Annotated in this window: 13 protein-coding genes; all 13 read left to right on the forward strand. The window is 32.7% G+C overall.

From position 1 onward, the window contains the following. Positions 1-639 (forward strand): head maturation protease, ClpP-related (locus tag T473_RS0112310; protein WP_024622173.1); only part of this gene is annotated, 639 nt, incomplete at its 5' end. Position 640: 1 nt separating this feature from the next. Next, positions 641-1780: a phage major capsid protein gene (locus T473_RS0112315; RefSeq protein WP_024622174.1), complete on the forward strand. Its 1140-nt coding sequence runs from the start codon at positions 641-643 to the stop codon at positions 1778-1780. Positions 1781-1852: 72 nt separating this feature from the next. Beyond that, positions 1853-2104 (forward strand): hypothetical protein, encoded by a 252-nt coding sequence (locus T473_RS0112320; RefSeq protein WP_024622175.1) that lies wholly within the window; start codon positions 1853-1855, stop codon positions 2102-2104. After that, positions 2091-2438, forward strand: coding sequence for a hypothetical protein (locus tag T473_RS0112325; RefSeq protein ID WP_024622176.1), 348 nt, complete (start codon positions 2091-2093; stop codon positions 2436-2438). Before T473_RS0112320 ends, T473_RS0112325 begins: the two co-directional genes overlap by 14 nt. Beyond that, a complete protein-coding gene (locus tag T473_RS0112330; protein WP_024622177.1) occupies positions 2431-2781 on the forward strand; it encodes a hypothetical protein in 351 nt (116 codons plus the stop codon). Before T473_RS0112325 ends, T473_RS0112330 begins: the two co-directional genes overlap by 8 nt. Beyond that, entirely contained in the window at positions 2781-3176 is a 396-nt protein-coding gene (locus T473_RS0112335) for a hypothetical protein (protein ID WP_024622178.1), read from the forward strand. Before T473_RS0112330 ends, T473_RS0112335 begins: the two co-directional genes overlap by 1 nt. An 11-nt stretch (positions 3177-3187) precedes the next feature. Beyond that, a complete protein-coding gene (locus T473_RS0112340) occupies positions 3188-3769 on the forward strand; it encodes a hypothetical protein (protein ID WP_024622179.1) in 582 nt (193 codons plus the stop codon). A 1-nt stretch (position 3770) separates the two neighbouring features. Then, positions 3771-4178 carry a hypothetical protein gene (locus tag T473_RS0112345; protein WP_024622180.1) on the forward strand — a complete coding sequence of 136 codons (408 nt, stop codon included), beginning with the start codon at positions 3771-3773 and terminating at the stop codon, positions 4176-4178. Between the two features lie 200 nt (positions 4179-4378). After that, the gene (locus T473_RS19255) at positions 4379-5473 is read left to right on the forward strand and encodes a phage tail tape measure protein (RefSeq protein WP_024622181.1); all 1095 of its coding nucleotides are present in this window, start codon (positions 4379-4381) and stop codon (positions 5471-5473) included. 120 nt (positions 5474-5593) lie between these two features. Further along, positions 5594-6691, forward strand: a complete 1098-nt coding sequence (locus T473_RS17370; protein ID WP_024622182.1) for a hypothetical protein — start codon at positions 5594-5596, stop codon at positions 6689-6691. A gap of 209 nt (positions 6692-6900) precedes the next feature. Continuing rightward, entirely contained in the window at positions 6901-9648 is a 2748-nt protein-coding gene (locus T473_RS0112360) for a phage tail tape measure protein (protein ID WP_278246369.1), read from the forward strand. A gap of 3 nt (positions 9649-9651) precedes the next feature. Further along, positions 9652-10332 carry a distal tail protein Dit gene (locus tag T473_RS0112365; RefSeq protein WP_024622184.1) on the forward strand — a complete coding sequence of 227 codons (681 nt, stop codon included), beginning with the start codon at positions 9652-9654 and terminating at the stop codon, positions 10330-10332. Further along, positions 10329-12962 carry a phage tail spike protein gene (locus T473_RS17375; protein ID WP_024622185.1) on the forward strand — a complete coding sequence of 878 codons (2634 nt, stop codon included), beginning with the start codon at positions 10329-10331 and terminating at the stop codon, positions 12960-12962. The genes T473_RS0112365 and T473_RS17375 overlap by 4 nt, the downstream gene beginning before the upstream one ends. Positions 12963-13065: the final 103 nt, after the last annotated feature.

Raw genomic sequence — 13065 nt, forward strand, 5'->3', positions numbered from 1 at the left:
AAATCAGATACGGAGGTAGATTTTCTTTTATATGGCCCTATTATGAACTCTAAATCGTGGATGTATGACGAAGATGAATACACATGCCCACAACAAGTTATTGATGTAATCAATAAGGCTAATGGTAAACAGATAAATCTACACATTAATAGTTATGGTGGCGACGTATTTGCGGGGATTGCTATATGCAATCAATTAAAAAATTATGAAGGTAAAGTAGTAGCACATATTGATTCTATAGCTGCAAGCGCTGCATCTGTTATAGCAATGGGCGCTGATGAAATAATTATGCCTAACAATGCCACGATGATGATCCATAATGCTTGGGCTTATACAGCAGGTAATGCAAGTGAATTAAGAGCAGAAGCGGACAAGTTAGAAAAAATAAATTCTTCTGTAAGACAAAGCTACATGGATAAGTTCATTGGAACAGAGGAAGAACTAACACAGCTTTTAGATGATGAAAGTTATTTGACAGCTGAAGAATGTATAACGTTAGGTTTTGCTAATAGTGTAGCTAAGCAAACGCCTCAACATGATCCAAAACTAAATATAAAAGCTAGTATACTTAATAAGTATAAAAAGCCTGAAGAACCTAAAACAAATATACTAAATAAATTTAGAAAGGAAATAAAATAATATGAAAAATAAAGATTTAGAATTAAGTGTAGAAGAGCTATTTGCTAAAGCAATAGGAGCTGAAAACGAAGAGGACTATGTCAAATATCAGTTAGAAGCTACAAAAATTATAGAAGCTAATGTAATAGCTGAAGCTAAGAAAATAACTGATGAACAACTAAGGGATCAAAATGTACTTAATGAAAGAGGTTTAAGAGTACTAACAACATCGGAAACTAAGTATTACAATGAAGTCTTATCTGATGGAGGATTCAAAGGCAAGGAAGAGTTAATGCCGGTAACCATAATCGATAGGATCTTTAAAGATTTAGAAGCACAACATCCAATTTTAACTAAGATACAATTAGTTAATACAACAGGGATAACAAGATGGCTTGCTAGAAAAGCAGAGGCTGAGGGTGCTGTATGGGGAAAACTTGAAAGTGATATAACTAAGAAACTAGACAACAGCTTTGAGGTTATAGATACTCAATTAAACAAGTTATCTGCATTTGTTCCGCTATCTAAGGATATGTTAAATCTTGGTGCTGTGTGGTTAGATAAATTTGTAAGAGCAATATTACAGGAATCAATAGCCATAGGTTTAGAAAAGGCCATTATAACTGGAAATGGAGTAAATCAGCCGATCGGAATGTTAAAAGATATAACAAAATCTGTTAACCCAACAACAGGATATCCAGATAGAACTGCTACGGTTCTTCCAGATTTAAAACCAGTTACACTTGGTAAGCTTGTTATGAAACCTTTAGTAGATGGAAAAGTAAAGACTGTTCAAGGTATAATACTAGTATGTAATCCGGGTGATTACTGGGAAAAAATATTCCCACAAACAACAGTACAAGATCTAAACGGTAATTATGTATTTAATAAACTACCGATAGCTGCTGATATTGTTCAGTCTGTTTATGTACCAGAAGGTAAGATGATAGCTTGTGTACCGGAGGATTACTTTATGGGGATAGGCTTTAATTCGATAATACAATTCTCAGACGAATATCACTTCTTAGAGGATGAGAGAATTTATATCACTAAAATGGCTGGACATGGAAAACCAATTGAAGCTAAATCTTTCTTAACTTTCGACATATCAAAACTAGGTATAGAAGAAGAAAAAACTGTAGAAGGAAAAACTGGAGAATAAAAATCAAGTAGTAACCTTAAGGAGGTTATTTTTTTATGCGAAAATTTATACAAACCCGAATTTTATTAACGAATGTTAGAAAAAATTAAACGTAGACTAAGTATCACTTGGGATTACGATAATGAGGAAATAGAAGAAATAATCGAAGAGGGCAAGATATTTATAATTTCTCGTGTAGGAGAAGTTGACTTTGATGTAGATATACTTGCCTCTAGATTATTAAAAGAATATTGTAGGTATGCTTGGAACGGTTCAGTTGCATATTTTGAACAGAATTTCAGATCAGATATTCTTAATCTTCAGATACAAAATGCGATTCAATAGAAATAATGGCGAGGAATTAAATTCGGGAGTACTATTTTATGGAACAAAGGAAACAAAAAGAGACAGTTTAGGAAAAAACCCTAAGTCGGTATTAATTGACGAGGGTAGACTGCGTTTTAAATATAAATCAATAAGAGAAATGGACTTCAAACAATATTATGGGATAAGTAATAAATTGGACATAAAAGTTAAGGCTTATTATGTAAAGAATATTGAAGAGTCACACATAATTAAAATAGATAAAGAGTACTTTGATATAATTAAAATTGATTATGATAATGAACGTAAGTATATGTATTTATATTTAGCAAAAAGGGGGTCATTAGATGATTAAGGATCTTGAGGGTTTGATTAAAAAATTAAACGGTATGTATCCAGTATTCGCTATGAATATTAGAAAGGATGAGGTTGAAAAGAACCCATCCTTTTTTATTTATAACGATGATGGAGAAATAACAAAAGCTACAAGTGGAATAAATCAATACAAAACGAACTTTCATTTATCTTTTTTCACAAGGGGCCAATCAACTTTAAATCAGATTGAAGTTATAGAAATGTGTAAAAAACATGCTTTAATTTTTGATAGGACAGAGATAGACGTTGGTAAAATACAGGATCTGGATGTAGAAGCTAAAATGGTTACTTTTGTATTACATCACATCGATAAGGTGATGTAATGGGGATAAGGTATGATTTAGGTTATGAGAACTCAAAGAAGTTGGAAGAAGCATTAAAAAAAAGTGCTACAAACTTAGAGCCAAAATTAAATGAGTATTTACACATAAAGGGTAGTAAAGAGGTTATGAAATCAGTAATTGATTTTACACCAATTTCAAATAGAAATAAGGCGCATGCTAAAGAATCAGGTTCATTAAAAACAAATACAACTAATCTTAGTTTTGAAGTTACAACTAAAGGTAAATTTAGATATTTATTCTTCCCAGATCAAGGTATTGGGAAGCACAATTTAGTTGCACAAGAATTCTTTGATAAAGGTTTAAAGTCAAAAGAAGATATTTTATTTAACGATATTATGAAAGTTATAGAAGAACAACTAAAAATACAAATATAGGAGGAATAATTATGAGCGGAGTTAAGAGAGACGAACAATTCTCAGTGTATAAAGTTACAAATGCGAACATGTTATTTGAAGGTGAAACAGCAGCCAAGAAGTTTGGGGATACTGGTGAACTTGAGGTTCAAGCAAAAACTAAGGAGATTAATAAAGTTGCCGAAGGTACAATCGTAGATACAAAAAGTATGATAGAAGAAATGACACTTAAGTATGTAGGTCATATCACTAGGGAAATGTTAAGGAATGTATTTGGAATAAGCACAGATGGTTTAAAAGCTGGAGTATACTCTTACGGTGCAAATTCTAAAGGCAAGAAAGGTACACTAACATTTGATGAGTATGACTTATGGGAAACAGACACATTAATGATGGCATATCCTGTAGTTACAATAGCAAGTGGACTTGAACTTAAAATAAAAAATGGGGAAGATGAAGTTGCTGAGATAGAATTAGAATTCAAAGTCTTACCTGATAAACAAAAAAATTATCACTATGAAGCGTTTAAATCTGAACTAGATGAAGCTTTAGTTAGTGAATGGCACACTAAATTTGATCCAGAAAAGATAAAAGAAACGAAAGTGGGGGAATAATATGATTAAATATATAACTTTAAATGATGGCCAAGAAGTAAAACTTAATACTAGTATTACTCTTAATGCCTTTTTAAAAGCACAAGAACAGGGGTATTTTACAAAAAATATACTATCCGCGATGATGGGAATTGTAACTAAAAGCGGTAATCCATCAGATGCCCTTGGAGGATTAACTGATACTGATATATTAAATTCTCCATATATGGCATATCTAAATGCTAACCCAAACGGAATGAGTAAAGAAGAATTTGACAGTAACATCCCTATTGATATGGAGCTTTGTTTTGAAATAATAGGGGAAATCTTATCTGGGAATGTAAAATCTAAACCACAACTTGCACAAAACTTCCAAAAATCTACAAAAAATACGGGTAAATCTAAAAAAAAGTACCAGAACTCGAAATAAATTGTGTAGAAGATAGTTATTCTATATACGCATATTTTTTCAACTTAGGTACTGATATCTGGGATATACCAATATCAAGGTTAAATAGATTGATGATGAATAAAACGGCAATAGAAAGCTGGAGAAATAGCAGTGATGAGTAAAAGAAGGATAATCAATCCTTCTTTTTTTATGTCTAAAAACGAAAGAAGGTGAGAAATATGGCAAATCCGGAAATTAAAGTTCAATATACCCTAGTAAATAAACAGTTTAATTCTGAAATATCTAATATAAATAAAGCTATTTCAACTTTAAATAAATCTTTTGCAGTACAACGAGAACAGATGAAAAACACATCTACAGATACGCAAAAACTAGAAGCTGAAATATCTAAACTTGAAAAGCAGTATGAACTAGCAAAACATAAAACAGAAGCTACTGCACAGGCTTTTGAAAATGCAAAACGTACAATGGGAGAGAATTCAGCTGAAGCCCAGAAATGGGGAGACAAACTTCTAGTTGCACAAAAGAATGAGGAACAATTAAAAAATGCTATAACTGAAACTAATATAAAGTTAGAGGATGCAAAACAGAAACAAAGCCAATTGACAGCTGAACAACAAAGGGCAAATGAGATTTCAGAGCAAAGAAAAAATAAGTTAAAAGAACTGAAATCAGAAGAGGAACAACTAAAAAACACCTCAGAAAAATTAAGTAAAGAGTATGAACTTCAAGTTAAAAGTCTTGGTAATAATGCAAGTGCCTCTGATCAATTGAAGGCTAGACAAGAGTACTTACAAAAGGCTATGGAGAATTCAGCTAAACAAGTGGAGAACCTTGAAAAACAACTTGAGTTAGCAAAGTCTGAGTATGGAGAAAGTTCAGATGAAGTAAATAAACTTGAACAAGAGTTATTAGATGCTAGAATTGCAACACAAGAATTTGCAAATGAGTATGCTGATGCTGGAAATAAAGTCAAGCAAGCTTCAGATAAAATGTTGGCTACTGGCGACAAATTAAAAGGCATAGGAAAAGGTCTAACAACACATGTATCACTACCACTAGTAGCATTAGGTGGCGGAGCTATAAAGGCTGCAAGTGATTTTGATAGTGCGTTTACTGGTGTAAAGAAAACAGTGGACGAAGTTGTAGATGCTAATGGAAAAACTGTAATATCTTATAAAGATCTTGAAAAAGGTATAAGAGATATGGCCAAAGAAATTCCAGCAAGTGTTCAAGAGATTAGTGCTGTCGCAGAAGCAGCGGGACAATTGGGTGGATTCGAGCGCCCGGTTATCAAGAAATTGATAGCATAAAACATCAACCAAAATCGGTGAAGGCTAAAATGATAAATATTTATGGTATAATAATCGCAAGATATAAAAAAATTAAAATAGGAAAAAACGAATATTAGGATCATTAGAGGAGTAATAAAAATGGCGAAAAGAAAAACACATGAAGAGTTTAGCTCTGAGTTGTATGAAAAACAAAGGAATAGATTTATATTACACTCTCAGTATCAGAATGTTAAAACAAAAATAAAAGCAACGTGCAATTTATGTGGAACTACAGAATATAAAAATCCACATGATTTATTAAATGGTTCATGCAAAACATGTCATAATAAGAAATTAAGTAAGATTCAATCCAAATCGCCAGAAGTGTTTAAGGAAGAAGTAGAGTCAAGTGGAGAATATAAATTATTAGGTGAATATATAGATTCAAAGACTAAGTGTAAAATTAAACACTTAACTTGTGGCAATGTTTTTAAAATGGCTCCAAGTAAATTCTCATATGGGCAACGTTGCCCAAAATGTATGAGACCTAACCATAATAGGAATCACGAAGAATTTCTCAAAATGTTTAATGAAGTAGCCAATAATGAATATGACGTAATGAGTGAGTTCACACGGATAGATGAAAAAACCTTGATAAAACATCTTATTTGTGGACATGAGTATGAGGTAACACCACATAAGTTTATAAATGCAGGACGAAGATGTCCTAAATGTGCTAAAAATATTAAGTTAACTACTGAAGAATTTAGAGAAAGGGTTAAAGAATTAGGTAACGATGAATATGAAGTTTTAGGTGAATATATTGACAGTAAATCAAATGTAAAAATAAAACATAAAGTTTGTGGAGAAATATATTCGGTAGCTCCTTATAATTTTAATATGGGGAGAAGATGTCCTCGTTGTAGACGCAGTAAAGGAGAAGAATTAATAAGGAACTACCTAATTGAAAAAAATTATAAATTTTATGAACAATATAAAATACCTGAATGTAAACTTGAAAATCCTTTACCATTTGACTTTGCAATTTTCAAAGATGGTTCAATAATATTAATAGAATATCAAGGCGAACAGCATTATAAAGATAGAGAATTCTTTCATAGAAAAAAAGGCTTTGCGTATCAGCTGAAAAGAGATTCAATAAAGAGAGAATATTGCAAAGCAAATAATATTAAATTAATAGAAATACCATATACCATAAAAAATATAATAAAATATCTTGAGGGACTTCTAAAATGAAGTCTTTTTTTATATCATCATGCTAATACCGAGGTAAGCGAGAACATCACTCGCCACCGTAACGCATAGGGATTGAGCGTTAAGAGAGCAAAAATACCCCCAAGAGTGGTTGACGCCTAAACAAGTAATGTTGTAGGTGAAAATATATGCTGAGCTTATAGGAAACTATAAGAACTAAGGGATAAAAAGCCTTTAGGATAACAAAACTGATCGAAACTGAGAATGTATTAGATTTTTCAAGAGTAATGGTAGATATGGGTGTAGCTACAAATCTATCTAGTGAAGAAGCCGCAATGTCTCTTGCTAAATTAGCAGCAATTACCGATATGCCACAAAAAAGTTTTAGAAATTTAGCTTCAAGTATCGTTGCATTAGGTAATGATTCAAAAACAACTGAAGCAGATATTGTCGCAATGTCACTTAGACTTGCTGGTACAGGAAAACAAGCAAACATGAGTGAGGCTGATATTATAGGTATTTCAGCTGCTATGAGTTCTCTTGGTATAAATGCTGAAGCCGGGGGCGGAAGTATGTCTCGTGTTATGCAGAAAATGAACTCTGATGTTATGAGTGGTGGAGGTAATCTAGAAAAGTTTGCAAAAACAGCTGGTATGAGTTCAAGTGAATTTCAAAAAGCATGGAAGGAAGATGCAGCAAGCGCCTTAGTAGAATTTGTAAAAGGTTTAGGGAAAGCAAAAGAATCAGGAGAAGATGTCACAGGCGCTTTAAAGAAGATGGGAATTACATCAACTCAAGAGGTTGATACAATGTTAAGACTATCTGGTGCAAGTGGTTTACTTAGCAAATCATTAAAAACTTCAGCAGATGGATGGAAAGAAAATACTTCATTAACTTCAGAAGCTGAAAAGAGATATAAAAGCTTTGAAGGTCAACTTAAAACTTTAAAAAACAAATTAATGGATATTGCTATTGATATTGGTGGTCCACTTATGGAAGCCTTAAATAAAGCACTTGAAGCGGCACAACCATTCTTACAAGTAATAGCTGATCTTGCTAAGAAGTTTGCTGAAGCTAGTCCAGAAACTCAAAAACTAATAGTGAAAATAGGTCTCTTTGTAATAGCGATAGGGCCATTATTAACAATAATAGGAAGTCTTTTAAGTGTACTTGGAACCTTAACCGGCGCTTGGGCTGTTGCCTTTAGAGGAGCAACGGCTGTTACGCCAGCTATAAACGGACTAAGTAAAGTGTTTAAAGCATTAAAAAATATACCAAGTGGTGTTACCAAAGTTGGAACGTCTTTTACTAAGTTAAAAGGGGTAGCCAGTTCAGCATGGGGTGCTATATCAGGAGTTATCTCCTTAAAGGTTGTTGCAATAGTAGCCGCTATAGGTGCAATCATATTCATAGGTTATCAGATATATAAACATTGGGACGAGATAAAAGAGTTCTTCTCTAAGACATGGACGGCAATTTCAGATTCAGCCAAGGAAATATGGGGTGGAATCAAAGACACTGTTGGTGGTGCATGGGATGGAGTTAAAGAAGGTGCTACATCTAAGTGGAATGATATCACAACTGCAATCAAGGATAACTGGAAAGCCTTTGAAGACCATACAAGAAACTTTTGGGGTGGTGTAGGTTATGCTATTGCAGACACATGGACATCAACAAAGGATAAGGCATCAGAGATTTGGACAGGGGTTACAGATGCAATAAAAACTGTAACAGTGCCAGTTGCAGATTGGCTTAAGCAGAACTGGGAAGATACAAAATATGTTCTTATGGATATTTGGGGTGGAATAAAGAACATAGCGTCAAATGCTTGGGAAAATATCAAGAAGGTGATTGAGGTTCCTATGTCACTTATATCATCTATACTTGAAGGTATCTTCTTGTTGGTTAAGATGGGACTGGGGATAGCCTGGGATGGTATTAAAATTCTAGCTGGTAAAGCATGGGAAGGTATCAAAGAGAATATCATCAAGCCTATTACTGATGCCAAAGATGCAGTTGTTTCTAAGGCACAAGAAATAGGAACAGCTATAAGTGAGAAGTGGGAAGTTGTAAAGCAGAAAACATCTGAAGCATGGGGAGTAGTTAAGCAACATGTTGGAGATGCTATGCAACAAACATGGAATCATGTCTCTACTAAGTCACAAGAGATAGCTACAAACATATCACAGAAATGGGATATAGTAAAACAGAAAACTAGTGAAGCATGGTCAAAAGTTAAAGATGAAGTTGGAAGCAAGATGAATCAAGCCAAGGAAGCACTAGCACCAGTTGTTGAATCTATCAGACAGAACATATCTGACAAGTGGGATAAGATAAGAGGCATGACTACAGAGTCCTATGAGAATGTTAAGCAAACAGCAACTTCTAAAATGAGAGAGACAAGTGATTCTGTATCAAATACAGCACAAACATTAGCAACTAAGATATCAAATATTTGGGATAAGATAAAAGGAGTTACATCAAAAGCATGGGGTCAAGTAAAAGAGTTCATGACAAGACCAATTAAAAATGCTTATGATTGGATAGTTGACAAGATGAACAAGTTAAGAAACTTCTTCAGTAACTTGAAGCTTAAAATACCTTCTCCAAAGATGCCAAAGCTACCACATTTTAGTTTGAAGAAATCAACAGCATCAATATTCGGTCAATCATATGAGTACCCTTCAGGGTTCAATGTTAACTGGTATAAAAAAGGCGGTATATTTGGCGGAGCATCTGTTATAGGAGTCGGCGAAGCTGGTAAAGAGGCAGTTCTTCCTTTAGAGGGAAGTCATATGCAACCATTTGCAAAAGCCTTAGCTGGTCAAATGAACATGAGAGAGCAGATGGAATCTTACGCAAATAATCAAAATTATGCTCATATCGTTATGTATAACACTATAAATAACGATGCTGATGGTAATAAATTTATAAATAAAGTAGATAAATGGCTTGGGAATAAAGGCTTTGAAACTGGCTATGCAGTAGGTAGGGGGTAAGTTATGTTACATTTAATTATAGATGGAAAAAGCTCAAAAGAATACAGCTTATCTATATATGAAAGACCTAATATACCTACTCCAAAAATGAGAGTAGAAGAAATCGAAGTTGATGGTCGAGATGGATCTTTAACAAGAAAAAAAGGCTATTCAAATATAGATATAGAAGTTGAACTAAACATATTAGAAGATATATTAAAACCACGCCTTAGACAAATTAAGGCGTGGTTACTTTATGCAAAGAAGATATGTTTTTCTGATGATTTTGATTATTTTTATAAAGTTAAAAATGTTGAAATTGATGATATAGAAAATGAGATAGATTGTTACGGAAAATTTACGGTTAAATTTAATTGCGATCCATTTATTTATTCTAATAATGGAGAAAAAATAATTGAATTGAGTTCTAATAAAATATTAAACTTAGGAACCTATGAAAGTAGACCATATTTTAAATTAATTGGAAAAGGAAATATATATTTTACATTAAACAATAAGAGAGTAGATATAAAAGGTGTTTCTGATTATGTAGAGATTGATTCAGAAACCTTTACATGTACTAAAGGCAGTTTAAATATGTTAGCTCAGATGCAAGGTGATTTTCCAATTTTAAATACCGGAGAAAATAACATCATTTTAGGTGATTGCACACTTGAATATAAAACAAAGGAGAGATATCTATGATTAAAGTATTTGATAAATTTGAAACTGAATTTAATAATAATGGACTTCAGATACTCGATGATTATATTATTGATCCTGAAGTGTATGAGGTCTTAAATGGTATTTATTCATTAACTTTTAAATACCCTATATTTTGTACTAAACATCTAGAAGAAGAAAATATTATTACAGCATACACTCCAAAAAACGAAGATCAACCCTTTAGGATATCAAAGATTAATAAAGAACTTGGATATTATAACGTTACAGCTTATCATATCTTTTATGACTTATCTGATAACTTAATTGAAGATACAAATATAGTTACTCACTCTGGAACTAATGCAATTGACAAGATAAGTAATGGAACTCAATATAAGCATAACTTTAAGATGTTTTCTGATATTGATAAGACTGCTAATTGTAGGATTGTAAGATATAACGTTGTTCAAGCATTACTAGATAGTTCTCAAGACAACACATTTATTTCTAGATGGGGTGGAGAGATTGAAAGAGATAACTATAATATTACGCTGCGCAAAAGATTAGGTACAAATAGGGGAACTCAAATTAGATACAAGAAAAATCTAATCGGTTATGAAGCTGATATTGATTATACTCAAGTAGCTACAAGAGTTATGCCAAAAGGTTATGATGGATTGTTATTACCTGAAAAATATATTGATAGTGAAAACATAGATTATTACCCGCATCCGAAAATACGAATCATAGAATACGGAGACATCAAAGCTATTAAAGAAGATGGGGGAAATACAAGTAATGATGATGAAGCTGTTCCACTAGATGAAGCCTATCAAATGCTTAGAGAAGCGGCAAGAAGAGAGTATGAAGTTAATCACATAGATATACCAAAGGCTAACTATAAAGTTAATTTTGTTGAACTTTCTAGCACCGAAGAATACAAAAACATACAAGTTCTAGAAAAAGTATACTTAGGTGATACGGTAACTGTGATTCATGAGGATGAGAATTTAGATATTGCAGCTAGAGTTATTAGTTATAAATATAATCCATTGAATGGGAAATATACCGAAATAGAATTAGGTAATTATCAAAAGAGTTTTACTGATATAGTTGGAAAGCTAAATGATTTAAACGGAAAATTTGAAGATGTTGAAGGAAGTGTGCTTGATCTAGCTAAAAATAATGCAACCGAGTTAATAAATAATGGTTTTGGAGGATTTGTAAGAATTCATCCAGATAGAATATTAATAATGGATACAGAAGACGAAGGTACTGCTAAAAATGTTTGGCAATGGAATAAAAACGGCTTAGGATATTCAAGTACTGGTATTAATGGACCATATGGCTTGGCCATGACTAATGATGGTAGTATTGTGGCGGATTTCATAACTTCAGGAATATTAAATGCCAATATAATTAGAGCCGGTACAATTGATGGTAAAAACTTTAATCTAGATTTAGATTCTGGACTTATGCAATTTGGAACTGGTGCAATTGATAGCGAGGCTTTAACAGGAGATTTAAAAGAAGAACTTAAAGGCGAACATGGACCTCAAGGTATATCTGGTAAAGATGGAAAGCCTGGTAAAGACGGAATACCTGGAATACCTGGTAAAGATGGAAAAGATGGAAGTCTAGCCGAATTACCTTCGGCACTTAAAGCATGGAATAATGGTGCTACACAAATTAGTGGAGAGTATGTATATACTCCTGAATTATTTAGTGGTAGCGGTATAAACGGCAGTAAAACAGGAATTTATATAGGGGAGAGGCTTAAAGCTAAACAGGAAGATGAGTCAATTAATTATATATATGGAGGTATAACAGGATTATATAATGGCGTTATAACTTCTCACTTTGGAGTTGACGGTAGTGGTTTTATAGGTAGATATCCAGACAATCGTATCACATGGGATAAATACGGTGATATGACAATACCAAAAATAACTACTGATATGATTTATGGAGGTACTGAAAAGAGGATAATTTTAGTTCCAGGATACTCTCCCGGGGAAAATGATGCACCCAGTATAGATGCTAATCTTTACAACGGGCAAGATGCGATAAGGATTAAAGTTAATGCTTATATATATTTATTAATTCACAGTAGAGGAATAGCATTTTATGGTCCTGATGGTATATATTTTTCGGTGGACTCTTATAAATCTACCAATAATAGAGTTGGTGAAACAACAATGTACGGTGAATTGCGAGTAAAAGGGTCAATTCACGCAAATAGCCACATATATACAGATGGGAACTTTTATTCTCAAGGTAATCATGTTGGATCAGACTCACGATTAAAAGAGAATATTAAATTTTTAGAGCATAATGATGTGTTAAGAAAAACTGATAGTTTAGTTGACAAAGATATACAATACAGCGATCTATATAATTTTATAAAGAATATGAATTTAGCAACTTATAATTTTAAAGATGATGATAAATCTCAAGTTTCACCTATTACTCAAAATATTAAAAATGAAAAATTGAGAGATACATTAATTACAAGACACGAAGGCTATGAACATATAAACCAGTATGCTTTTATTTCAATTATAGCAGGGGCATTAAAAGAAGAAATTACAAAAAGTGAAGAAAAAGATATAAAGATAAAGGAATTAGAAATGAAATTAGAAAAAATAGAAAAATTTCTTAACTTATAAAAAAGTTGACCACCAATCTAAGGGGTTTAAAAAGGTTAAGCTATATATTTACACTAACGAAAAAGTGAGACAATAAAATGGATCTCGCTTTTTTATATTATTA

Source organism: Clostridioides mangenotii TR (genome assembly GCF_000498755.1).
In the GTDB taxonomy this organism is placed as follows: Bacteria; Bacillota; Clostridia; order Peptostreptococcales; family Peptostreptococcaceae; genus Metaclostridioides; species Metaclostridioides mangenotii_A.